This is a genomic window from Trinickia caryophylli (genome assembly GCF_034424545.1).
GTDB classification, from domain to species: domain Bacteria; phylum Pseudomonadota; class Gammaproteobacteria; order Burkholderiales; family Burkholderiaceae; genus Trinickia; species Trinickia caryophylli.
Genome location: NZ_CP139970.1, coordinates 1420164 through 1444563, shown reverse-complemented (window position 1 = coordinate 1444563; position 24400 = coordinate 1420164). Strand labels below are relative to the sequence as shown.

Here is a 24400-nt window from a genome sequence, read left to right as displayed (position 1 = left end):
GGTCAATCAGGAGCCAATGTGATTCGCCGATCGTTTCTTGCGCTCGTCGCCGGGACCATGATGCTCGCCGCGTGCGGCTTTCAGCTGCGCGGGCAGCAGGACTACGTCTTCAAGCGCCTCGCGATCGCCGGCGCGACGGCGCCCGTCGCGGCGCGTCTCACGAGGATGGTGCAAGGCGGCAGCGACACCGTGGTCGTCACCACGCAGCCGAACGCCGATGCCATTCTCACGCTGCGCGAATCGCGCGGGCAGTCCACGCTCACGTTGAATTCGCTCGGCGTGGCCGAGGAGTATCAGCTCAACTACGCGCTCACCTATTCGCTCGTCGGCGCAGACGGCGCCGTGCTGATTCCGCCGAGCGTCATCGCGTTGAACCGCGCGATGACGTACAGCAGCAAGTACACGCTCGCGAAACAGCAGGAAGCCGATCTGCTTTATGCCGATATGCAGAACGACGCCGTCGATCAGCTCGTGCGCCGGCTCGGCGCCGTGCGCTCGCTGCACCCGGCACCGGGCGAGCAAGCCCCGGCCGTCGCACCGCGCGCGCCGCTGCCGCCGCCGCCGCTTTGATCGGCCCGCTTTCGCTTACCGACCGATCCGCATGCAACTGCGACTCGACGCACTCGAACCGCATCTGGCGAAAGGGCTAGCCGCCCTTTACGTCGTCTTCGGAGACGAGCATCTGCTCGTACAGGAGGCCTGCGACCGCATTCGCGTGGCGGCGCGCGGGGCCGGATTCACCGAGCGCTCGGTCTTCACGGTCGAGCGCAGCTTCGACTGGAGCGCGCTCGTCGGCGCGAGCCAGTCGATGTCGCTGTTCGGCGATCGGCAACTGATCGAGCTGCGCATTCCGTCGGGCAAACCCGGCAAGGAAGGTGCCGAGGCCTTGAAGATGCTCGCGTCGGCCGGCAATCCCGATGTCCTGCTGCTCGTCACGCTGCCGCGCCTCGATGCGGCTATGCAAAAGGCTGCATGGTTCGCGGCGCTGGCCGAGGCCGGCGCTGCGCTGCGTATCGACGCCGTGGAGCGTGCGCAATTGGCGAACTGGGTGGCGCAACGCCTCGCTCAGCAGGGCCAGCGCGTCACTGCCGGCGAAGAGGGCCGGCGCTCGCTGCAGTTCATCGTCGAGCGTGTCGAGGGCAATCTGCTTGCGGCGCATCAGGAAATCCAGAAGCTCGGGCTGCTTTATCCGCAAGGTGCCCTCACGTTCGAGCAGGTGCACGACGCCGTTTTGAACGTGGCCCGCTATGACGTCTTCAAGCTCAACGAGGCGATGCTCGCAGGCGACGTCGGGCGGCTCGCGCGCATGCTCGAAGGTTTGAAGGGCGAAGGCGAGGCGGCCGTGCTCGTGCTATGGGCGCTGACCGAAGAACTGCGCACGCTGTTGCGAATCAAGCGGGGCACCGCGGCCGGCAAGCCGCTCGCCATGCTGTTGCGCGAAAACCGCGTCTGGGGGCCGCGCGAGCGGCTCGTCGGGCCGGCTCTTGCACGGCTTACCGAGCCGGTGCTCGAAGAGGGGCTCGCGCTCGCGGCCGGGCTCGATCGACAGGTGAAAGGCTTGACGGCCGGCGTGCCCCCAGGAAAGCGGCGCGGCGCGCTGCCGCCCGACCCGTGGGCCGGCCTTTTCGAGCTTGCGGCGCTCGTGGCCGAGCCCGGCAAGCGTGCGGGGGCCAGGCGACCTGTCCCGGCTTAGGCGAGCTCGAGTACGCTCGCCTGCCCGGGCGCGCGTGCGCCGGGTCGGGGCCGTTGCCTTTACAATCGGCACAACGCTTTCTTTATTCGTATCCCCTCGGATCTTCCGCATCCGATTTGAAGCCCCGCAAGCCTGGCGCGTGGGGCCGACGAGAGTCACCATGAACATCGACGAGTACATGATCGGTATCGGCCGCCGCGCGCGGCAGGCCTCGCGCGCCATGGCGCGCGCGTCCAGCGCGGCGAAGAATGACGCGCTTCATGCGATTGCCCGGGCGATCGAGCGGGACGCCGCGTCGCTCAAGGAAGCCAATGCCGGCGACGTCGCACGCGCCCGTGAAAAAGGGCTCGACGCCGCCTTCGTCGATCGGTTGACGTTATCCGACAAGGCCATTGCGACGATGATCGAAGGGTTGCGGCAGGTTGCGGCGCTGCCCGATCCGATCGGGGAAATCGATGGTCTCAAGTACCGTCCGAGCGGAATCCAGGTCGGGCGTATGCGAGTGCCGTTGGGCGTGATCGGCATCATCTACGAGTCCCGCCCCAACGTGACGATCGACGCGGCGGCGCTCTGCCTGAAGTCCGGCAACGCGACCATCCTGCGCGGCGGCTCCGAGGCGCTCGCATCGAACACCGCGCTGGCTGCGCTGATCGCCGAGGGGCTCGCCGCAGCAGGGCTGCCGCGTGAGGCCGTGCAGGTGGTCGAGACGGCCGATCGCGCGGCCGTCGGCAAACTGATCACGATGACCGAGTTCGTGGACGTGATCGTGCCGCGCGGCGGCAAGAGCCTCATCGCCCGTCTCATCGAAGAAGCGCGCGTGCCGATGATCAAGCATCTCGACGGCATCTGCCACGTCTATGTGGACGATCGCGCGGACGTCGCCCGGGCGCTTGCGGTGTGCGACAACGCGAAGACGCATCGTTACGGCACATGCAACACGATGGAGACGCTGCTCGTCGCGCGCGGTATCGCCCGCGCGGTGTTGCCGCCGCTCGCCAAGCTCTATCGCGAGAAGGGGGTCGAGCTGCGCGTCGACGCCGCCGCTCGTGCCGTGCTCGAGGGTGCCTGCGGCGCCGATGCGGCCGCGCTCGCGCTCGTCGATGCGACGGAGGAGGACTGGCGCACGGAGTATCTGGCCCCGGTGCTGGCCATCAAGACTGTCGACGGTATCGATGCCGCCATCGATCACATCAACACCTACGGGTCGGCACACACGGACGCAATTCTCACCGAGGACCACGACCGCGCGATGCGCTTTTTGCGCGAGGTCGATTCGGCGAGCGTCATGGTCAACGCGTCGACGCGCTTCGCCGACGGCTTCGAATATGGGCTCGGCGCGGAAATCGGTATTTCCAACGACAAGTTGCATGCACGCGGGCCCGTCGGCCTCGAGGGGCTGACGTCGCTCAAGTACGTCGTGCTCGGGCACGGCGAAGTGCGGCAGTAACGCAAGCGGAGTGCCGGCTGGACGTGCTGGCCGCACGTCTCGGCGCCGCCATCATCCATCGCTTGCGCCGGCGCAGGACCGCCTTGCAGGCATGAACCGAACGAACAAGAACCGATGCTCTGGATCAAGACCTTTCATATCGTCCTCATCGCCTCGTGGTTCGCGGGCCTGTTCTATCTGCCGCGCATCTTCGTGAACCTCGCCATGGAGACGGAGCCGGCCGCGCAGCGGCGGCTGCTCGTCATGGCTCGCAAGCTCTTTCGCTTCATGACTTTCATCGCCGTGCCGGCGCTTGTCTGCGGCCTGTGGCTGTGGCTCGTCGTCGGCATCGGCCACGGGCAAGGGTGGATGCATGCGAAGCTCGGCGTGGTCGTGTTGCTCGTTGCTTACCACGTCTACTGCGGGCGGTTGCTCGCCACGTTCGAGCGCGGGCAGAATCGCCGCTCGCATCGTTGGTATCGCTTCTTCAACGAACTGCCGGTTCTCGGCATGCTGGCGGCTGTCGCCCTCGTCGTCATCAAGCCGTTTTGAGGCTCTTTCAGGCTTCGAGGGCCCGCCCCTGCGGCTGGCCCGAATCAAGCGGCTCGCGCGCTTCGATCGCCATGACCGCGGCTCCCGCGGCTCCCGCGGTTTAACCGGGCGTCAATCTTCCGACTCGATGCGCCGGCGCGCAAGCGCGGCTTTCGCGCGCCCGAGCTGCTCCACGCGCGCGTGATCGCGCGTGAGCGCCACGCCCACCGCCAGGATGTCTCCGATCGCCAGATGCGACATGCGCGAGGTCATCGGCGAAAAAATATCGGTCTCCTCGGCGACGTTCGCCGACAGGCTCACCGACGCGATCCGCGCGAGCGGCGAGTGGCTGTGCGTGATCGCGATCACTTTTGCGCCGCAGCCGAGGGCCGATTTCGCCGCCTCGACGATGTCCCGCGTGCGGCCCGTATTCGAAATCGCCACCACGATGTCACCGGCGCCCAGCAGCGCCGCGGACATCGTGTACGTGTGGGGATCGGCGTACGCGACGCTCGGAATGCCGAGCCGAAAGAACTTGTGTTGGATGTCGGCCGCAGCAATGCCGGAGCCGCCGGCACCGTAGAACTCGATGCGCGAGGCTTTCGCGAGCAACTCGACCGCTTTGGCGACGCTTGCCGCCGACAGGCTGTTGCGCACCTCGATCAGCGCGCCGATCGTGCGGTCGAACACCTTCGATACGATACCCGGGGCCGGCTCATCGGGGCGCACGTCGCGGTAAACGGCGGGCACGCTTTGCGCGATACTTTGCGCAAGGCGTATCTTGAACTCGCGAAAGCCGCCGCAGCCGAGGGCATGGCAAAAGCGCGCGATCGTCGGTTGACTTACGCCCACGCGCTCGGCCAACTCGGTCATCGCGAGGTCCAGAACCTCTCGCGGCGTGTCGAGCACGTAGTCGGCGAGTTTGCGTTCGGAGGGGCGCAAATGCATGCGCATGGCTTCGATTCGGGCAAGCATGGCGAAAAGCCGCGTCGGCGCGGCGGTTGTCGGCGTCGGGACCTAGTATCGCGCTTTGTGTGTAGAAAATCTACATGGCGGTGCCTGCGCAGGACGATTGCGCCCCTAAAGCATAATGGCTTTGCGGCGGGATCTTTGCCGCACTGCACATTGTGGGCTTGTAGTATTTCTACTAAAATTCCCGCGACCGCCGCTTTCATGTCGGCAACGTCTTTGCGATTCGCCGGATTACCCCACATGCATGGCGCCGCGATGCGCCATCTTCCGCTAAGGAGCATTTCCCCATGGTGTCGCCGCATTCCACGCTGATCGAAGTGACGAAGCGCATCGTCGAGCGCAGCGGGCCGACGCGCGCGGCCTACCTCGCGCGCATCGATGCTGCGCAAGGACGGTTCCCGGCCCGGGGCGCGCTTTCGTGCGCGAACCTTGCCCATGGCTTCGCCGGTCTCGAGGGCAATGACAAACTTGCCATCAAGGCCCAGCGCGTGCCGAATATCGGGATCGTCTCGTCATACAACGAGATGCTTTCGGCACATGCGCCCTACAAGGATTTCCCCGACATCATCAAGCGCGCCGCGCGCGAGAACGGGGGCGTCGCGCAGTTCGCGGGTGGCGTGCCTGCGATGTGCGATGGCATCACGCAGGGCAATCCGGGCATGGAGCTGTCGCTCTTTTCGCGCGAGGTGATCGCGATGGCCACGGCCGTGGCGCTCACGCACAACATGTTCGACGCGGCGCTTTGCCTTGGCATCTGCGACAAGATCGTGCCGGGCCTCTTGATCGGCGCACTGCAGTTCGGTCATCTGCCGACGATCTTCGTGCCGGCGGGGCCGATGACGAGCGGCCTTTCGAACGATGACAAAGCCAAGATTCGCCAGCAGTTCGCCACTGGCCAGGTCGGGCGCGAGGCGCTGCTCGAAGCCGAATCGGCCGCGTATCACGGGCACGGCACCTGCACGTTTTACGGCACGGCGAACAGCAACCAACTGCTGATGGAAGTGATGGGGCTGCATCTGCCCGGGTCGGCGTTCGTGCACCCCCATACGCCGCTGCGCGACGCGCTGACGGCCGCCGCGGCGCGCCGGGTGCTCGATTTGACGGTCGAGCGCGGGAACTACACGCCAATCGGCCATGTGATCGACGAAAAGGCGATCGTCAACGGAATCGTCGCGCTGCTGGCGACGGGCGGCTCCACCAACCACACGCTGCACCTCGTCGCGATCGCTCGCGCGGCCGGTATTCTTATCGACTGGAATGACTTCGACGCGCTTTCGGCCGTCGTACCGCTGCTTGCCAAGATCTACCCGAACGGCAAGGCGGACGTGAACCATTACCATGCGGCCGGTGGCATGGCATTCCTGGTGCGCAACCTGCTCGAGGGCGGCTTGCTGCACGAGGACGTCACGACCGTTGCCGGCAAGGGGCTTGCCCATTACACGCAGGAGCCGCGGCTCATCGATGGCGCACTCGCCTGGGTCGACGGCCCGGTAGCGAGCGCGGACACGAAAGTGCTGCGGCCGATCGGCGAGCCGTTCCAGCCCGATGGCGGCCTGCGGCTGATGCAAGGCAAGCTTGGCCGCGGCGTCATCAAGATTTCGGCGGTGGCACCCGAGCATCGTGCGGTGCGGGCGGGTGCGATCGTATTCGATTCGCAGGAAGCCGTGCAGGAAGCATTCGACAACGGCGAACTCAAGCGCGATTTCGTCGCCGTCGTGCGCTTTCAGGGGGCGCGCGCCAACGGCATGCCGGAACTGCACCGGCTGACGCCGCTTTTGGGGGTGCTGCAGGACCAGGGGTTCCATGTGGCGCTCGTTACCGATGGGCGCATGTCGGGCGCATCGGGCAAAGTCCCCGCCGTCATTCATGTGTCGCCTGAAGCGTTGCTTGCCGGCCCGCTCGGGAAGGTTCGCACGGGCGACATGATCGTCATCGACGCCGAGCGCGGCCTGCTCGACGTTGAAGTCGACGAGGCTCAATGGGCGGCTCGCCCCGTCGAAGCGCCGAAGCACCAAGCGCAAAACGAAGTCGGCTTCGGCCGCGAATTGTTCGGCGTGTTCCGGGCGGCCGCACTGCCCGCCGAACTGGGTGCCTCGGTGTTCGGCCCACTCGTCGGCGAGCCGTCCGAACAGCCCGTTCACGCGAATCAGCAATAAGGAGTGTGAAGATGAAGAAGATCGAAGACATCGTCCGCCTCGGCCCGGTCATCCCGGTACTGGCATTCGAGACAGCCGAGCAGGGCGAGCAGGTATCGCGTGCGTTGCTGGCAGGCGGCGTGAAGGTCCTCGAAATCACGCTGCGCACGCCCGCGGGGCTGCAGGCCATCGAACGCGCCAGCCAGCTCTCGCCCGACATCGTCGTGGGCGTGGGTACGATCACGAAGCCCGAGCACTGTGCGCTCGCGAAGAAGGCCGGCGCGCAATTCGGCGTCTCCCCCGGCCTCACGAAGGATATGCATCAGGCTGCGCAGGATGCGGGTTTGCCGTTGTTGCCCGGCGTCATGACGCCCACCGATATTCTCGTCGCGTTGGAGCTTGGCTACGAGATCGTCAAGTTCTTCCCCGCGCAGCAGGCGGGCGGGGTGGGGATGCTGCAGGCTTTCCACGGCCCATTCCCGACGCTCAAGTTTTGCCCGACCGGCGGAATCACCCCCGAATCCGCGCCTACGTTCCTCGCGCTGCCCAACGTCGTGTGCGTGGGCGGCTCCTGGCTTACGCCGAAGGCGGCGCTCGCCGCCGGCAACTGGGACGAAGTCACGCGGCTCGCCCGAGCCGCCTCGGAACTCGCGGCACACCAGCACTGAGACGCTCGCGAAACGCTGCCGGGCCGCCAGTTGTTCGCGGCTTCGGCGCGCCGCGGCTTTTCTCCGCCCAACCCTCATCGGCAGCGACTCGTTGCCGATGAGGGTTTTTCCTTTGGAACCGGTTCTATCGCCGCTCCCAGTCACCGCCTACAATGCAGCGACGGCCGGGCGCCGCACCGCCCGCCGCATCTTCGCCTTCGTTGCACGACAAAAGACAAGGAGGGTTTCAATGGGATCGGTCCACGGCAGCCTCTTGCTGGTCTATGCGGTGATCGCAATCGCAGTTCTCATCCTTCTGATCACGCGCTATAAGATGTATCCGTTTCTGGTGCTGATCATCGTCTCGCTGGCACTGGGTATCGCGGCCGGCATGCCGATGGACAAGATCGTGAAATCGTTCGAGACCGGCAACGGCAATACGCTCGGCCACATCGCCGTGGTGGTGGGCCTCGGCACGATGCTCGGCAAGATGATGGCGGAGTCTGGCGGCGCGGAGCGCATCGCCACGACGTTGATCCGATGGTTCGGCGAGAAGAATATTCACTGGGCGATGATGTTCGTCGCCGTCATCGTGGGTTTGCCGGTGTTCTTCGAAGTGGGCTTCGTGCTGTTGATCCCGATCGCCTTCAACGTGGCGCGGCGCACGGGCAAGTCGCTATTGCTGATCGGCTTGCCGATGGTGGCGGGCCTGTCGGTCGTGCATGGCCTCATTCCGCCGCACCCCGCCGCGCTGCTCGCCGTGCAGGCCTACGGTGCCGACATCGGCAAGACAGTGGCGTACGGGCTCATCGTCGGTGTGCCCACGGCGATGGTGGCCGGCCCGCTCTTTGCGCTGCTCGTGCATCGCCATATCAGGCTGCCGGAGGTGAACCCGCTTGCCGCTCAGTTCGTCGAAACCGACCGGACGGAGGGTGCGCAAGGCAGCCAAGCGGCTGGGCGGCGCGAATTGCCGAGCTTCGGCATTACGCTGTTCACGATCTTGTTGCCCGTGCTGCTGATGCTCGTCGGCAGTTGGGCGGATCTCTTTTTCGCTCCGAAGACGGTACCGAACGACCTGCTGCGTTTCGTCGGCAATGCCGATGTGGCGCTGCTCATAGCGTTACTGGTGAGTTTTTGGACGTTCGGCGCGAAGCGCGGCTTCACGCGCGAGCAGATTCAGAAATTCTGCGGCGACTGTCTCGCTCCGATCGCGGGCATTACGCTGATAGTCGGCGCGGGCGGAGGCTTCGGCGGTGTACTGCGCGACAGCGGCATCTCGCAGCAGATCGTCGCGGTGGCCTCGCAGGCGCAGCTCTCGCCGCTGCTTTTCGGGTGGTTCGTCGCCGCACTGATTCGCCTGGCAACGGGCTCGGCCACGGTTGCCATGACGACCGCATGCGGTATCGTCGCGCCGGTCGCCGCCGCGGGCGGCGTCCATGCGCAGCCGGAGCTGCTCGTGCTCGCCACGGGCTCCGGTTCGCTGATCTTCTCGCACGTGAACGATGGTGGCTTCTGGCTGATCAAAGAGTATTTCGGGATGACGGTCGGGCAGACGTTCAAGACCTGGTCGCTCTGCGAAACGATCATCTCGCTGCTGGGCCTGGCGCTGACCTTCGCACTCGGTGCGATCGTTTGACGGGCCACATGCATGGGGCCGGAGGAAACATGATTTTGATCGTGATGGGTGTGTCGGGAGCCGGAAAGACGCGGATCGGCGAGTTGCTCGCGGAGCGTCTCGGCTGCGGTTTTCTCGATGGCGACCAGTTTCACAGCGCCGCCAACAAGGAGAAGATGGCGCATGGCATCGCGCTGACCGACGACGATCGCTGGCCGTGGCTCGCGGCCATCCGCGAAGCGATTGAGGAAAAGGAGCACACGGGCGAGACGGCCGTATTTGGCTGCTCGTCGCTCAAGCGCGTATATCGGGATGTGCTGCGAGGGGGGGGCACGCCCGACGGCAACGTGCGGTTCGTTTATCTGAAAGGAACGTACGAGCGTCTGCAAGAGCGGCTGGGGCACCGCACGGGCCACTTTTTCGACCCGTCGCTGCTGCGCAGTCAGCTCGACACGCTCGAAGAACCCGGAGACGACGAGGCCGTCACCGTCAGCATCGACATGACCCCCCAGGCGATCGTCGACGAAGTCATCGCCCGGGCCGTCGCGCATTGAACAACGGGTGTTGAGGCGACAGGCGCTGTCGCCGCGCCCCTGGTGCCGGGCGGGCTCGCGCCGGATATCGGCCGGCCCGGCCCCGGTTCGCGTCAATGGGGGCAACGGGCTGACGACGTCAAAAGTCGTCGTCGGATTCGAAGGCGAGGGTATGCGCCGGCGGCAATTGCTTGCCGCCCGCCCGGGCGATCGCTGCCGCTTCCCTGTTTGCCCTTTGCATGACGTCGTGCTGCTTGAAGTAATCGAGCGTGCTGTCCAACGCGCGTTCGAGCACCGCATCGATCGCTTTTTGGCTTGCCTCCGACGACGGCAGCGCGCTTAACTGCTTGTAGTGGAACGAATAGTTGCCCGCTACTGCACGCCAGGCCGACCACGTGGATTCGTCGTGCTTAAGGGGTCCTTTGGGCAGGCGGGTCGAGGCGTGATAGACCGGCATCGCTTCGTTGAAAGCGTGTCCGCCATCGAAACTCAGAAACGCGAGTACGGCGAGCATGCCGGCGCCCCCGTTGAAATCGGGCTCCTGGTGGCGCAGATAATGCATGAGGAACGTCAAGATGTATGTACTGCCCGACAAGCCGCAGACAACGGGGTAGCCGGCGGCGAGGGCTCGTTTGGCGAACGGACGCAGTTGCGAGAGGAACGGCTTCACGATCGTCCAGTTCACCGGGGCCTCGGCGAGCGGCCCCGCGCTCTCGTATCGCGGGTGCGGGGGCAAGCCGATTCCGTACGAACTCGTTGGCCTTTTCATGGCGTCCCGCTCGCCCAGGGTCGATCGCAGACCAAGGATGTTCCGGGCGTAAGTGAGGGTCGACATTTCGAGGTACTCCGGCGCGAGATCGATCGTCTGCAGCGAATTGCCGGCTTTGACGATGAGGTAGGGAACGCCGATCATGTCGAAGCCGTTGTTGACGTCCATGAGCGCCTTCTTCAACAAATCGATCGACGGCGCCTTCATGAGCGCCGTGATGTATTGAGTCCGGCCGAACCAAGGGCGTCGGTCCTCGCTCAGCCGGTACTGCAAGATGGCCAGAAAGAGGTTTCTTTTTTTCAGGAAGGGGTCGGCATACAGCTTGGCATCGAGTTCTCTGACGAACGCCTGACCCATCATCCTGGCGGCAATGAGCATGTCGGGCAGCGGCCTTTGAACGAGCTGCCTTGCGACATCGGATTCGAATTTCCGTCCATAAATGTTGTCGTTGAGCTTCAACCAGTGCGGCGCGCTCGATCGGCCCGCGGTCGGGTACGAACTCTTGAACCTGACGTAGTCATGGATGAACTGCCTGGCGAGCGATTGGTCGCGGGGATCATTCTCGTATTCGTCGGGGTCGCTGTCTTTCCCGGCCAATCCGTATTCGGCACTCCACAGTTTCTTGTAGTAATCGACGAGAGCGGATCTGTCTGCCAAGTCGCGCCGCAGCCACAATTGCTTGCCTTCCTGGAGCAGCGCGTGCGCTTCAGGGGCGTGGGCACCTATGTCCCTCATCAGCGACAGCGCCTGCGTCATCGCATCTCGCGGCGGTTGAAACGACAGACCAGTCGCGGTTCGATAGTCGTATGACGGCTGTTCGCGGTTTGCCGGCGGCCAAATGTAGGGCGAATAGGTCAGGTCGATCATTCGCGATGCCGAGGGCGGCGGCGCATCGGCGGAGCGCGCCCGCTCGGCCACTCTCGGCCGATCGGGCAACTGCAGCCGATCGAGCGAGCGGGCGCGTCTGAGGCGTTCCCCGTACGCGGAGCGTGGCGGATCCAACATGTGGTGCTCCAGGAAGCGGTGCAGGCACTACACCGCAAAACCTAGCAGCAGGGGGGCTTCGATACAAGTCGAAGCGAGCGTACCGCCGGCGGGAATAACGGGATTGCCACCGTAGTTTTTATTATTTGAGAATCGGCGGCATAGATCGGCGGCAGGCCGTGCGCGGCACCGCGCGGCCGCGCTCGGGTGCCGCCCGCGTTCCGCTTCAGGCGATCCGCTTGGCGAGTTCGATGGCTTTGCCCGTATAGGAGGCGGGGGTCATCGCGAGCAGGCGTGCCTTGGCATCTTCGGGAATGGCCAACTGCGAAATGAACTGCTGGATCGCTTCACGCGTGATGCCCTTGCCGCGCGTGAGCTCCTTCAACTGCTCGTACGGGTTCTCGATGCCGTAGCGGCGCATGACCGTCTGCACGGGCTCGGCCAGCACTTCCCAGCATGCGTCGAGGTCTTCGGCGAGACGCTGCGGATTCACCTCGAGTTTGTCGATGCCACGAATCAGGGCATCGTAGGCGAGCAGCGAATAGCCGAGTGCCACACCCATGTTGCGCAGTACCGTCGAATCGGTGAGGTCGCGCTGCCAGCGCGAGACGGGCAGTTTGTCGGCAAGGTGGCGCAGCGTGGCGTTTGCGAGGCCGAGGTTGCCTTCCGAATTTTCGAAGTCGATCGGGTTGACCTTGTGCGGCATCGTCGACGAACCGATCTCGCCGGCTCTCGTCTTCTGCTTGAAGTAGCCGAGCGAGATGTAGCCCCAGACGTCGCGGTCGAGATCGAGCAGGATCGTGTTGGCGCGGGACACGGCATCGAAGAGCTCGGCCATGTAGTCGTGCGGCTCGATCTGGATCGTGTACGGGTTGAACGTGAGCTTCAGACGCTTTTCGACGACGTCGCGCGAGAACGCCTCCCAATCGAACTCGGGGTAAGCCGACAGGTGCGCGTTGTAGTTGCCGACCGCCCCGTTCATCTTCGCCAGGATCGGCACCGCTTCGATACGCTCGATGGCGCGCGCGAGGCGTGCGGCGACGTTGGCGATCTCCTTGCCGAGCGTCGTCGGGCTTGCCGGCTGGCCATGCGTGCGCGAGAGCATCGGTTGCTCGGCTTGCGCCCGCGCGAGCGCAACGAGGCGGCTATGCACCGAGCGCAGCGCTGGCACGATCACGTGTTCGCGCGCGCCGGCCAGCATGAGGCCGTGCGATGTGTTGTTGATGTCTTCCGAGGTGCAGGCGAAGTGGATGAACTCGCTTGCGCGCTCGAGCTCGGGCTGCCCCTTGACCGATTCCTTGAGCCAATATTCGACGGCTTTCACGTCGTGATTGGTGACGCGCTCGATTTCCTTGATGCGGGCCGCGTCGTGCGTCGAAAAACGCTCGACGAGTTGAAGCAGGAAGCGTTCGGATTCTCCCGAAAAGCGCGGAATTTCCGTGAAGCCGGCGTGTGACAGCGCAATGAGCCAATGCACTTCCACGGTCACGCGATGGCGCATGAACGCGGCTTCGGAAAGCCAGTCGCGCAGGGCTTCAGTCTTGGCGGCGTAGCGGCCGTCGAGGGGGGAAAGGGCGGTGAGAGCGAAAAGCGTGTCGGCGCGGGTATCGGACATGATGGGACGTTCGGGCGAGGGATGGCCCGGTAGTAAGCGGCAAGGGAATCGCGAATTTTACCACCGGTGCGCGGGGCGGCCGCGCGGCGCGAAAAGCATGCCGTGAACCGCCGCGCGCCGAACAAAAAAAAGCATGCGCCGCAGCGCATGCCTTTCATTCGCTCGAGCGCGCCCCCGCCGAGCGGGGGACGGCGGGCGTTCAGTCGCCGGCGGGTGCCGTGCGGCCGATGGCCGAGGCGTTGGGGGCCGATGTCGGCGCGAGCGCGCCGGGCGCGGCCCAGACGAGCCACTGCGAGCGCAGCGCGAAGAGCGCGGCGCAGGCGCACGCGGCAAGCGCGCCGAACGTGGCGAAACCCATCTGATAGCTGCCCGTGCTTTCCTTCGCGATGCCCATCACGACCGGCAGGTAGAACCCGCCGATGCCGCCGGCGGCGCCCACGACGCCGGAGAGCAGGCCCGTCTTGCCTTTCCAGCGATGCGGCACGAGCTGGAAGGTCGAGCCGTTGCCGAGGCCGAAGGCGAGGTAGAGGAACACGAGCAGAGCGATACCGCCGTTCAGAGGCGGCATCCAGGCGGCGAACGCGAAGTCGGCGACGGAGATGGCCGCGAGCAGCACGAGCAGCGCGCGCACGCCGGTGACGCGGTCGGCCAGATAGCCGCCGAGCGGGCGCACCATGGCGCCGAGGAACGCGAGCAGCGACATGAAGAGGCCCGCTTCGAGCTTCGGCATCTGGTAGAGATTCGTGAGCAGCAGCGTCACGTACGACGACATGCCGACGAACCCGCCGAACGTGATGCTGTAGATCAGCATCATGACCCAGGTATCGCGCTCCGCGAGCACCGCGCGATAGCGCGCGGGCAGCAGCGCGATCGCACCGGCGGCGCCGAGCACCGGCAAAAGCAGCAGGCCGGCTTTGCCCGAGCCGAATACGCCGGCCTTCACCGCCAGCACCAGCACGATGAGGCCCACGAGCGTGGCGATAAACGACAGCGAGGCGCGCAGCACGCTGCCGGATTTCTCGCTGCGGTCTTCCGCCCAGACGAAAAGCGCGAGGCCTGCGATCGCGAGCAGCGGCAACGCGGCGGCCGTGGCGAACTGCCAGCCGAGCACGCTCGCGACGCGCGGGAAGAGGAAGCCGTCGAGCACGGCGCCGATGTTGCCCGCGGCGGCAAGGCCGAGCACGAGGCCCTGGACCTTCGGCGGATAGCTGCTGCCGGCCATCGGCAGCGCGACGGCGAAGCTCGCGCCGCCTACGCCGAGAAACACGCCGAGTACGAGCAGCAACGTGTACGAGGGTGTCGACGGCAGCAGGGGCAGCACGATTGTCGGCAGCGCAGACAGCAGTACGCCTGCAAGCGCGACGCGGCGACCGTCGGCCGACTGGTAGAGGTTGCCGAGCGTCACGCGCAGGATGGCCGCGGCCAGCACGGGCACCGCCACGAGGAAGCCCTGCTGCGCGGCCGACATTTCGATGTCTTTGCCGATGAAGGGCGCGAGCGGGCCATAAAGAACCCAAACGGTGAAGCCGGTATCGAAATAGAGAAAACAGGCGAGGAGCGAACGCCAGTTGCCGCTCCGTAGCGCGTGTTGCAGGTTCTTCATGACATCCTCGCGTCGAGTGATTGGAGTTGAATCGCGCATTGTTATTTTGCGGTGCAGCGCGACGGTCGGCATACGCAAGGGCCGTGCCATAAGGTCGCAAGACAGGCACCAATGCTTGCGTCGCGCGGCTCCTGGGTCTATGCGCAGCGGGGCTGGAGCGCCTTCCGGCGCGCCTGAGCGGGCGAAAGGGGGCCGTCGCGGGGCAGGGCGCACCACCGCTGCGCGGCGGGCACTGCGGCCGTGCGCCACGCGCAGCGATGGTGCGTTGCGGCAACACTGCGCCGGATGCCGGCGACGGGGGCCATAGCGGGCGGCGCGCGCGCGGCCCGGCGGCAAGCCGGGCGGGGCGGGAACAGCGCGGCGCGCCCGGTACAATGCCGTTCGTCGCAGACGACGGCTCAGGGAAACACCGCATGGAACTCAAATGGCTCGAAGACTTCGTGTCGTTGGCCGAAACGCGCAGCTTCAGCCGTTCGGCGGAGTTGCGCCACGTCACGCAGCCGGCCTTTTCACGGCGCATCCAGGCGCTCGAGGCGTGGCTTGGCACCGAGCTCATCGACCGTTCGGTGTACCCGACGCGGCTCACGCAGGCGGGCGAAGTGTTCTATGAGCAGGCGCTCGCGATGCTTTCGCAAATGCACGAGGCGCGCACAGTGTTGCGCGGGCATGTCGGCGCTCCGGCCGCGACGATCGAGTTCGCGGTGCCGCACACGATCTCGCTTACCTACTATCCACGGTGGCTGCAGCGCATCGAGGCGCGCATGGGGCCCGTACATACGCGGCTGCGCGCGCTGAACGTGCACGACGCGGTGCTTTCGCTCGTGGAGGGCGGATGCGATCTCGTCATGGGCTATCACCACCCGAGCCATCCGGTGGCGCTCGACCCCGCGCGCTACGACATGCTCACGCTCGGCTTCGAGCCGATCAGCCCGTTCTCGGCGCCGGGGCGCGCCGGCAAAGCACGCTACGTGCTGCCGGGTACCGCCGAAGCGCCGGTGCCTTACCTCTCCTACACGCAGAACGCCTACCTTGGCCGGATGACGGAGGTGATCATCGGTAAAGCGCCCGAGCGCCTCTACCTCGATCGTATTTACGAGACCGATATGGCCGAGGCGCTCAAGGCGATGGCGACGGCGGGACACGGCGTCGCGTTCCTGCCGCACAGCGCGGTGGAGGACGAGGTGGCGGCTGGCGAGCTGATCCGGCTGGACCGCCCGATGCGAGGCGTGGCGGCGGACCGGTTCACGTTGACGATGGAAATCCGGCTGTACCGCGACAAGCTCGCCGCGGCGGGCGACGATCCACGGCACGCGCTCGTGCGCCGCTTGTGGGACGTCGTCGCCAACGAGCTGGCGGCAAAGGAGGCGGCGGACAAGGAAGCCTAGTCGGCACGACCAGGACATGGTTGCGACTGCGGACCTTCGTAGCTCGAACGGCGATTATGCATAAAACGCATAACGGGATGACCAATCGGCATTGGATTTCGGAAGGCCGATTTTCCACAATGGCGCCATTCCGTGACCGTTGGAGTCTTCATGTCTTCGCCATTGCCGTCAGCTGCAACCACGCAATCCATTCCGTCGTATTTGCATGCTGACGATCTCGGGCCCTGGGGCAACTACCTGCGCCAGGTCGACCGTGTCGCGCCGTACCTCGGCACGCTCTCGCGCTGGATCGAAACCCTCAAGCGCCCGAAGCGCATCATGATCGTCGACGTGCCGATCGAACTCGACAATGGCACGGTGGCGCACTTCGAAGGCTATCGCGTGCAGCACAACGTCTCGCGGGGTCCGGGCAAGGGCGGCGTGCGCTACCATCAGGACGTGACGCTGTCCGAAGTGATGGCGCTGTCCGCATGGATGTCGGTCAAGAACGCGGCGGTGAACGTGCCGTACGGCGGCGCGAAGGGCGGCATCCGCGTCGATCCGCGCAAGCTCTCGCGCGGCGAGCTCGAGCGCGTCACGCGCCGTTACACGAGCGAGATCGGCATCATCATCGGACCGAACACCGATATTCCCGCCCCTGACGTCAATACGAACGAGCAGATCATGGCGTGGATGATGGACACCTACTCGATGAACCAGGGCCAGACGGCCACGGGCGTCGTGACGGGCAAGCCGATCTCGCTCGGCGGCTCGCTGGGCCGCAAGGAAGCGACGGGCCGCGGCGTGTTCGTCGTCGGCACGGAGGCGGCGCGCCGCGTGGGCCTCGACATCGAGGGCGCGCGCGTGGCCGTGCAGGGCTTCGGCAACGTGGGCGGCATTGCGGCACGTCTGTTTCAGGAAGCGGGTGCGAAGGTCGTGGCGGTGCAGGACCACACGGGCTCGCTCTTCAACGCGAAGGGCGTCGACACCGTCGCGCTGCTTGCTCACGTGGCGCAAACGGGCGGCGTGGGCGGTTTCACGGGTGCGGATCCGGTCGCCAACGAGGAATTCTGGACGATCGAGACCGATATCCTGATCCCGGCGGCACTCGAGAACCAGATCACCGAGAAGAACGCAGGCAAGATCAAGACGAAGATTATCGTCGAGGGTGCGAACGGCCCGACGACGACGGCCGCGGACGACATCCTTCACGACAAGGGTGTGCTCGTCATTCCGGACGTGGTGGCCAACGCAGGTGGCGTGACGGTCTCGTACTTCGAATGGGTGCAGGACTTCTCGAGCTTTTTCTGGACCGAGGACGAGATCAACCAGCGCCTCGAGCGCGTGATGCGCGAGGCGTTCAATGCCGTCTGGCAAGTCGCGAGCGAAAACAGTGTTTCGATGCGCACGGCTGCGTTCATCGTTGCGTGCAAACGCATTCTGATGGCACGCGAAATGCGCGGGTTGTACCCCTGATCCGGTTACCCCGGGAGTTTTCCCCCGTAGTCCGGCACGCCGCGCACAAGGCGGCGTGCCCGGCGCCTTGGCGCGGGCGGCATCGATCGATGTCGCCCGCTTCCTTTATCGGTTGGCGTTCACCGCGTGCGACCGTTAAGCGACATTAATACGAATACCGATGCTTTCAAAAACGTAACTTGGTACACTGGCGCCGGTTTTGGCCATGGAGATCACCGCAAATGAAGATCAAGAAGACCGCGCTTTTCGTCGTTACGCTGTGCGCGCTTGCCGCCGGCAGCGCCTTTGCACAGGAATCGGGCACGCTGAAGAAGATCAAGGACACCGGCGTCATCGCGCTCGGTCACCGTGAATCTTCGATTCCGTTCTCGTACTACGACGACAAGCAGCAAGTGGTGGGCTACTCGCGCGACTTTCAGATGAAGGTCGTCGATGCGATCAAGAAGAAGCTGAATCTGCCGAACCTGCAGGTCCGCAACATTCCCGTGACGTCGCAAAACCGCATTCCGCTCGTGCAGAACGGCACGGTGGACATCGAGTGCGGTTCGACCACGAACAACCTCGAGCGCCAGCAGCAAGCGGCTTTCTCGAACACGATTTTCGTGATCGGCACGCGCCTCATGACGAAGAAGGATTCGGGCGTAAAGGATTGGGCCGATCTGAAGGGCAAGACGGTCGTGACGACGGCCGGCACGACGTCCGAGCGCCTGCTGCGCAAGATGAACCAGGACAAGAGCATGGGGATGACCATCATCAGCGCCAAGGACCATGGCGAGTCGTTCCAGACGCTCGAAACCGGCCGTGCCGTCGCGTTCATGATGGATGACGCGCTGCTCGCGGGCGAACGTGCGAAGTCGCGCACGCCGAACGAATACGTGATCGTCGGCGCGCCGCAGTCGAAGGAAGCCTACGGCTGCATGATGCGCAAGGGCGACACCGAGTTCAAGAAGGTCGTCGACGATGCAATCGCACAGGTCGAGAAGTCGGGCGAGGGCGATCAGATCTACAAGAAGTGGTTCGAATCGCCGATTCCGCCGAAGGGGCTGAATCTGAACTTCCCGGAAAGCGACGACATGAAGGCGCTGTTCAAGAACCCGAACGACAAGGCGATCGACTAAGCGTCGCTCACCGCAATCGGAAGTTGAATCGAACGGAAGAAGCGTAGGGCCTGGCTTCTTCCGTTCTTTTCGTTGGAGTCCTCATCATGTCCTATCACTGGAACTGGGGCATTCTGCTCCAGCCGGTTTCGACGGGCGAACCCACGACCTATCTCGGCTGGCTGCTGTCGGGCATGCGCGTGACGATCACCGTTTCGCTCGCGGCATGGGTCATCGCGCTCATCGTCGGCTCGCTCTTCGGCGTGCTGCGCACCGTACAGGATCGCCGGCTTGCCGCCATCGGTACCGTCTACGTGGCCGTGTTCCGCAACGTGCCGCTCATCGTGCAGTTTTTCGTCTGGTACCTGGTCGTGCCCGAGTTGCTGCCCGTGTCGATCGGCACCTGGTTCAAGCAATTGCCGCCAGGCGCGCAGTTCTTCTCGTCGTCGATCATCTGCCTCGGGCTCTTCACGGGCGCCCGCGTGTGCGAGCAGGTGCGCTCCGGCATCGAGGCGCTGCCGCGCGGGCAACGCGCCGCGGGGCTCGCGCTCGGCTTCACGCAGTGGCAGACGTATCGCTACGTGCTGCTGCCCGTTGCGTACCGGATCATCGTGCCGCCGCTCACCTCCGAATTCCTCAATATCTTCAAGAATTCGGCGGTCGCCTCGACGATCGGCCTGCTCGATCTGTCGGCTCAGGCGCGTCAGCTCGTCGACTATACGGCGCAGACTTACGAGTCGTTCATCGCGGTGACGCTCGCATACGTGCTGATCAACCTCGTTGTCATGGGCGTCATGCGCTTCATCGAGCACAAGAGCCGCCTGCCCGGCTACATTGGAGGCAAGTGATGCATCATTTCGACTGGAGCGGCATTCCAGGCGCACTGCCGACGCTATGGAGCGGCGCCATCATCACGCTGCAGATCACGGTGCTCGCAATCGTGGTCGGTATCGTCTGGGGAACCGTGCTTGCGCTGATGCGTTTGTCGGGCATCGCGCCGCTCGGCTGGTTCGCGAGGGGATACGTAACGGTATTTCGCTCGATCCCGCTCGTCATGGTCTTGCTGTGGTTCTTCCTGATCGTGCCGCAGTTCCTGCAAAGCGTGCTCGGCCTGTCCCCCGACATCGACATCCGGCTTGCCTCGGCGATGATTGCGTTCTCGCTGTTCGAGGCCGCGTATTATTCGGAGATCATCCGCGCCGGCATTCAGGCCGTCTCGCGCGGCCAGGCCAACGCGTCGTTCGCGCTCGGCATGACCTACGCTCAATCGATGCGCTACGTCATTTTGCCGCAGGCGTTTCGCGCCATGGTGCCGCTTTTGCTCACGCAGGCGATCGTTCTGTTCCAGGACACATCGCTCGTCTACGTGATCAGTCTGGCGGACTTCTTCCGCACGGCGACGAATATCGGCGATCGTGACGGTACGATGGTCGAGATGGTGCTCTTTGCCGGTGCCGTGTATTTCGTCATTTGCTCGGTCGCGTCAAGCGTTGTGAAAGGACTTCGGAAAAAGGTCGCAAGATGATTTCAATCAAGAACGTATCGAAGTGGTACGGCCACTTCCAGGTGCTCACCGACTGCACGACGGAGGTCAAAAAGGGCGAGGTCGTCGTGGTGTGCGGCCCGTCGGGCTCGGGCAAGTCGACGCTGATCAAGACGGTGAACGGCCTGGAACCGTTTCAGCAGGGCGATATCGTCGTGAACGGTCAGTCTCTGACGGACAAGAGCACGAATCTCTCGAAGCTGCGCGCGAAAGTCGGCATGGTCTTCCAGCACTTCGAGCTCTTTCCGCATCTGTCGATCACCGAGAACCTGACGCTCGCGCAGATCAAGGTGCTCGGCCGCTCGAAGGACGAAGCCATGACGAAGGGGCTCAAGCTGCTCGATCGCGTCGGGCTGAAAGCCCATGCGGACAAGTATCCGGGCCAGCTTTCGGGCGGGCAGCAGCAGCGTGTGGCGATCGCGCGCGCGCTGTCGATGGACCCGGTGGCGATGCTCTTCGACGAGCCCACCTCGGCGCTCGATCCGGAAATGATCAACGAGGTGCTCGACGTCATGGTCGAACTCGCGCGCGAAGGCATGACGATGATGTGCGTAACGCACGAAATGGGCTTTGCCAAGAAGGTCGCGCACCGTGTCATCTTCATGGACCGCGGCGTCATCGTCGAGGACGATCGCAAGGAAGACTTCTTCGCCAATCCCAAGTCGGATCGCGCGAAGGACTTCCTCGCCAAGATCCTCCACTGATGCCGGGGCGAGCCCTGTCCGGGCTTTAGGCGCTCGAGGCCCTTGCGGCCTCGCATCGAGCGGGCACCCCGGTGCCCGCTCGGCATTTCTGCCGGAACGGGCCGCGCCGGAGCGTACGCGTGGCTTTCCTACGATTCGAACGCCGCGATGTCGTCGGCTTCCGCGGCGAAGTCGCCGCCGCTCGCATGCCGCGGCGCCGAGGCGCTCGGATCGCATGCGGGGTTGCGCGCCTTTTCGAGCACCGATGCCGGCACGGGGATGTGCGTGCGTGCGGCCACATCGCCGTCCTGGAACATCAGCAGGTCGCCCGGCGCGAATGCCGTCCAGATCTCGTCGTCGGTAAGCGGCTGCGTGGCGATCACGGCCACCCGGTCTTCGGGCGTCGTGTATTGGGCGAAGTCGATCGACATGTCGGCATCGATCAGATGCGCGGTGGAAAATGGCCAGCGCCGCACGAGATAGTGCAAATGCGTGGAGCAATGCGCAAAGAGCGCTTGGCCGTTCGACATCAGGAAGTTGAACACGCCGTAATTCGTGATCTCGCGCGTGAGCGCCGAAACGGCGGCGAAGAGGTCGTGCAGGGGCGGCTGCGCGCACGGGAACGCCTCGCGCAAGCCTTGCATGAGCGCGCAAAACGCGAGCTCGCTATCGGTCGTGCCCACCGGTTGGTAGACGCCCGTCAACGTGGGCCGGTAGCCTTGCAGATCGCCGTTATGCGCGAAGATCCAGTGCCGCCCCCACAACTCGCGCATGAACGGATGGCAGTTCTCGAGCAGGATATGGCCTTGGGTTGCCTTGCGGATGTGCGCGATCGTGTTCTTCGACTTGATCGGATAGCGCTTGACCATCTCGGCGATCGGCGAGGTGGCCGACGACTGATGATCGATGAAGAGTCTGCAGGCCTTGTCCTCGAAAAACGCGATGCCCCAGCCGTCCGAGTGATGATCCGTTACGCCGCCACGCGCCGCAAAGCCGGTGAAAGAGAACGTGACGTCCGTCGGCGCGGCGCAGTTCATTCCGAGAAGTTGGCACATGATTCGTGGCGGTAACCGAACGGGCCGCTGGGCGACCCGCTACAATATATTTTTTTGAAGCATATACCGAGCAGCCGGTCGAAAAAAGCGAAATCGGCGCGAGTGCCTGTCCGGGCGTTGCGCTTTCTCCACGGCCTGTGCGGCGCCGGTATTTTTTTCGCCTCGTATCGCCGCGCCTTCGGGCCGGCTCGCTCGTACCTCCTCCTTCGTCCGATCGTCGCCATGACCGTTTCTCCTTCTTCAATAGCCGCCGCCGTGGGTGCCGGCGCTCCGTCGTCGCTCACGTTCGCCCGGCCTGACGATTGGCATCTGCATGTGCGCGACGGCGCGATGCTGGCGGCGGTACTGCCGCATACGGCGCGCCAGTTCGGCCGGGCGATCGTGATGCCGAACCTGAAGCCGCCTGTTACGACCACGGAGGCGGCGCGCGCCTATCGGGAGCGGATCCTGGCTGCCTTGCCGGCCGGGGCCGTTTTCGAGCCGCTGATGACGCTCTACCTGACCGACAACACGCCGCCCGACGAAATCCGGCGTGCGCGCGAAAGCGGATTCGTCCATGGCGTGAAACTCTACCCGGCCGGCGCAACGACGAATTCCGATGCCGGCGTGACCGATCTCGCGAAATGCGGGAAGACGCTCGAAGCCATGCAGGAGACGGGGATGCCGCTGCTCGTCCACGGCGAGGTGACGGATCCGGCAATCGATCTCTTCGATCGCGAGAAGGTCTTCATCGATCGCGTCATGATTCCGCTACGGCGCGATTTCCCGGCGCTGAGGGTGGTGTTCGAGCACATCACCACGAAGGACGCGGCCGAATACGTGCGCGATGCGGGCGCGGCGCCCGGGCTGCTCGGGGCGACCATCACCGCGCACCATCTGCTTTACAACCGCAACGCCATTTTCCAGGGCGGCATTCGCCCGCATTACTACTGCCTGCCGGTGCTCAAGCGCGAGACGCACCGTGTGGCGCTCGTTGCGGCTGCGATCTCGGGCAATCCGCGCTTTTTCCTCGGCACGGACAGCGCGCCGCATTCGAAAGGCGCGAAAGAGCACGCCTGCGGCTGCGCGGGGTGCTACACGGCGCTGCACGCGGTCGAACTTTACGCGGAGGCGTTCGAGCAGGCCGGCGCGCTCGACAAGCTCGAAGGTTTCGCGAGCTTTTTCGGCGCGGATTTCTACGGGTTGCCGCGCAGCGGGGAGACGGTCACACTCGTGCGCGAACGCTGGACCTTGCCGCCGGCCTTCGATGCCGGCGATACGACCGTCGTGCCGCTGAGGGGCGGGGAAGAGATCGGCTGGCGGCTCGTCTGACGCGCGGCCTGCCGTCATGACGCCCGTATCGTGTGCGCCGGCGGCGCCGGCCATGCCCCGTTTCGCCGGATTCGAACGCATCGACTGGTCCGCGCCGTGGCTCGCCGCATTGGCCGCGCGCGGCCGCCGCTGGCAGGCGGTCGCGCTCGCCCGGCCAGACGCGTATCTGGCGGAACTGACACGCGACGCTATCGAAAGCGGCCAGCGCACGGGCCGTGGCGCCCCGCTTCGTTTTATCGCGCAAGACGATCTTCCTCCCGGCACCGCCTACGAGGCGCACATCGCCGAGACGGGCGGCGTGCCGACGCGCGAGAACCTCCATGATTTCTTCAACGCGCTGACCTGGTTTGCCTATCCGCGCATCAAAGCGGTGCTCAATGCGCGGCAGGCGGACGCAATCGCGCGCGACGGCGTCGGCGGTACCCGCGGCGCCGAGCGTGATGCGCTGACGCTTTTCGACGAGAACGCGGTGCTTTTCGTGTCGACGGACCCGGCGCTGCGCGAAGCGCTCATCGCGTTCGACTGGGGGCGGCTTTTCGGGCAGGCGCGTGCGGCGTGGGGCACACGGTGCGCGGTGCGGCCGTTCGGGCACGCGCTGCTCGAGAAGCTGATTTCACCCTATAAGGCTTGCACCGCGCACGCGTGGCTTGTGGACGCGCCCGACGGCTTTTTCGGCTGGCCCGCCGCCGAGCAGGCCAACTGGCTCGATGCGGCGGTCAGCGAAGCGCTGCTATGCGCGCCGCTGACCAGCCGGCTTTTTGCGCCGTTGCCCGTGCTCGGTATCCCGGGATGGTGCGCGGACAACGCGAATCCCGCTTTTTATGGCGATGAACGCGTGTTCCGGCGTGGGCGGCGCGGCGGCGGCGGGGCTGGCCGGTGATAGAATCGCAGGCAGCAAAGCGGGCCAGGCAGCCGCGGCCTTTTTCGGCGAAAGCCGCGAAAGGGCGAGGAAAGTCCGGACTCCACAGGGCAGGGTGATGGCTAACGGCCATCCGTGGCGACACGCGGAACAGGGCAACAGAAAGCAAACCGCCGATGGCCCGGCGAGAGCCGGGATCAGGTAAGGGTGAAACGGTGCGGTAAGAGCGCACCGCGGCTGCGGCGACGCAGTCCGGCACGGTAACCTCCACCCGGAGCAATTCCAAATAGGCAGGCACGCATCGCTTCGGCGATGCAGGGCGGGGCCCCCGTCCGTCTGCGGGTAGGAAGCTTGAGCGCGTCAGCAATGGCGCGCCTAGAGGAATGGCTGCCACGCGCGCGGTGCCGCAAGGCCCCGCGCGCGCACAGAATCCGGCTTACCGGCTCGCTTTGCCACCCCGATGAAAAAAACCGGCGCCGCGGTTCATGA

The 24400-nt window shown here is 65.0% G+C and carries 21 protein-coding genes and 1 other RNA gene; 17 read left to right on the top strand and 5 right to left on the bottom strand.

The genetic code is table 11. The features are described 5' to 3' along the window. Positions 1–18 precede the first annotated feature (18 nt). From U0034_RS06545 to U0034_RS06530, 4 genes are all read left to right on the top strand, one after another. Complete coding sequence (locus U0034_RS06545; RefSeq protein ID WP_085223245.1) at positions 19–570, top strand: LPS-assembly lipoprotein LptE; 552 nt, start codon at positions 19–21, stop codon at positions 568–570. A 31-nt stretch (positions 571–601) separates the two neighbouring features. Beyond that, a complete protein-coding gene (gene holA / locus U0034_RS06540) occupies positions 602–1693 on the top strand; it encodes a DNA polymerase III subunit delta (RefSeq protein WP_085223247.1) in 1092 nt (363 codons plus the stop codon). 160 nt (positions 1694–1853) lie between these two features. Then, entirely contained in the window at positions 1854–3140 is a 1287-nt protein-coding gene (locus U0034_RS06535; protein WP_085224357.1) for a glutamate-5-semialdehyde dehydrogenase, read from the top strand. 114 nt (positions 3141–3254) lie between these two features. Beyond that, positions 3255–3671 carry a CopD family protein gene (locus U0034_RS06530; protein WP_085223250.1) on the top strand — a complete coding sequence of 139 codons (417 nt, stop codon included), beginning with the start codon at positions 3255–3257 and terminating at the stop codon, positions 3669–3671. A gap of 111 nt (positions 3672–3782) precedes the next feature. On the opposite strand, the gene U0034_RS06525 is transcribed toward U0034_RS06530, so the two are convergent. After that, positions 3783–4625 (bottom strand): MurR/RpiR family transcriptional regulator, encoded by an 843-nt coding sequence (locus tag U0034_RS06525; protein ID WP_085223252.1) that lies wholly within the window; start codon positions 4623–4625, stop codon positions 3783–3785. A 284-nt stretch (positions 4626–4909) separates the two neighbouring features. On the opposite strand from U0034_RS06525, the gene edd reads away from it, so the two are divergent. The 4 genes from edd (at position 4910) to U0034_RS06505 (ending at position 9573) form a co-directional block, all read left to right on the top strand. Beyond that, positions 4910–6778, top strand: coding sequence for a phosphogluconate dehydratase (gene edd / locus U0034_RS06520; RefSeq protein WP_085223254.1), 1869 nt, complete (start codon positions 4910–4912; stop codon positions 6776–6778). An 11-nt stretch (positions 6779–6789) separates the two neighbouring features. After that, on the top strand, positions 6790–7425 hold the full coding sequence (gene eda / locus U0034_RS06515; protein ID WP_085223257.1) for a bifunctional 4-hydroxy-2-oxoglutarate aldolase/2-dehydro-3-deoxy-phosphogluconate aldolase: 636 nt from the start codon (positions 6790–6792) through the stop codon (positions 7423–7425). A gap of 229 nt (positions 7426–7654) precedes the next feature. Then, positions 7655–9040, top strand: a complete 1386-nt coding sequence (locus U0034_RS06510) for a GntP family permease (protein WP_085223260.1) — start codon at positions 7655–7657, stop codon at positions 9038–9040. A gap of 29 nt (positions 9041–9069) precedes the next feature. Further along, positions 9070–9573 (top strand): gluconokinase, encoded by a 504-nt coding sequence (locus U0034_RS06505; protein WP_085223262.1) that lies wholly within the window; start codon positions 9070–9072, stop codon positions 9571–9573. A 118-nt stretch (positions 9574–9691) separates the two neighbouring features. Here the strand turns inward: U0034_RS06505 and U0034_RS06500 are convergent, their stop codons facing one another. The 3 genes from U0034_RS06500 to U0034_RS06490 form a co-directional block, all read right to left on the bottom strand. Beyond that, positions 9692–11326: a hypothetical protein gene (locus U0034_RS06500; protein ID WP_085223264.1), complete on the bottom strand. Its 1635-nt coding sequence runs from the start codon at positions 11324–11326 to the stop codon at positions 9692–9694. 205 nt (positions 11327–11531) lie between these two features. Then, a complete protein-coding gene (purB, locus tag U0034_RS06495; protein ID WP_085223266.1) occupies positions 11532–12920 on the bottom strand; it encodes an adenylosuccinate lyase in 1389 nt (462 codons plus the stop codon). Between the two features lie 199 nt (positions 12921–13119). Continuing rightward, positions 13120–14523, bottom strand: a complete 1404-nt coding sequence (locus tag U0034_RS06490) for an MFS transporter (RefSeq protein ID WP_085223268.1) — start codon at positions 14521–14523, stop codon at positions 13120–13122. 413 nt (positions 14524–14936) lie between these two features. Here U0034_RS06490 and U0034_RS06485 point away from each other — a divergent pair, with 413 nt between their 5' ends. The 6 genes from U0034_RS06485 to U0034_RS06460 all read left to right on the top strand — a co-directional run bounded on the left by U0034_RS06485 (position 14937) and on the right by U0034_RS06460 (position 20707). Beyond that, entirely contained in the window at positions 14937–15908 is a 972-nt protein-coding gene (locus U0034_RS06485; protein WP_085223270.1) for a LysR family transcriptional regulator, read from the top strand. Positions 15909–16058: 150 nt separating this feature from the next. Continuing rightward, positions 16059–17363: a Glu/Leu/Phe/Val family dehydrogenase gene (locus U0034_RS06480; RefSeq protein WP_085223272.1), complete on the top strand. Its 1305-nt coding sequence runs from the start codon at positions 16059–16061 to the stop codon at positions 17361–17363. A 221-nt stretch (positions 17364–17584) separates the two neighbouring features. After that, complete coding sequence (locus U0034_RS06475; RefSeq protein ID WP_085223274.1) at positions 17585–18481, top strand: glutamate/aspartate ABC transporter substrate-binding protein; 897 nt, start codon at positions 17585–17587, stop codon at positions 18479–18481. Positions 18482–18567: 86 nt separating this feature from the next. Further along, the gene (locus U0034_RS06470) at positions 18568–19308 is read left to right on the top strand and encodes an amino acid ABC transporter permease (RefSeq protein WP_085223276.1); all 741 of its coding nucleotides are present in this window, start codon (positions 18568–18570) and stop codon (positions 19306–19308) included. Then, entirely contained in the window at positions 19308–19985 is a 678-nt protein-coding gene (gene gltK, locus U0034_RS06465; protein ID WP_085223278.1) for a glutamate/aspartate ABC transporter permease GltK, read from the top strand. Before U0034_RS06470 ends, gltK begins: the two co-directional genes overlap by 1 nt. Continuing rightward, positions 19982–20707, top strand: a complete 726-nt coding sequence (locus U0034_RS06460) for an amino acid ABC transporter ATP-binding protein (RefSeq protein ID WP_085223280.1) — start codon at positions 19982–19984, stop codon at positions 20705–20707. The genes gltK and U0034_RS06460 overlap by 4 nt, the downstream gene beginning before the upstream one ends. Before the next feature lie 128 nt (positions 20708–20835). Here U0034_RS06460 and U0034_RS06455 read toward each other — a convergent pair whose 3' ends face one another. After that, the gene (locus tag U0034_RS06455; protein WP_085223281.1) at positions 20836–21741 is read right to left on the bottom strand and encodes a class II glutamine amidotransferase; all 906 of its coding nucleotides are present in this window, start codon (positions 21739–21741) and stop codon (positions 20836–20838) included. A gap of 222 nt (positions 21742–21963) precedes the next feature. Between U0034_RS06455 and pyrC the strand changes: the two genes are divergently transcribed. The 3 genes from pyrC (at position 21964) to rnpB (ending at position 24366) form a co-directional block, all read left to right on the top strand. Further along, the gene (pyrC, locus tag U0034_RS06450; RefSeq protein ID WP_085224359.1) at positions 21964–23052 is read left to right on the top strand and encodes a dihydroorotase; all 1089 of its coding nucleotides are present in this window, start codon (positions 21964–21966) and stop codon (positions 23050–23052) included. A 52-nt stretch (positions 23053–23104) separates the two neighbouring features. Next, positions 23105–23932 (top strand): DUF3025 domain-containing protein, encoded by an 828-nt coding sequence (locus U0034_RS06445; RefSeq protein WP_233211916.1) that lies wholly within the window; start codon positions 23105–23107, stop codon positions 23930–23932. Between the two features lie 16 nt (positions 23933–23948). Further along, positions 23949–24366: RNase P RNA component class A (rnpB, locus tag U0034_RS06440), an RNA gene on the top strand. The last annotated feature ends 34 nt before the right edge of the window (positions 24367–24400 follow it).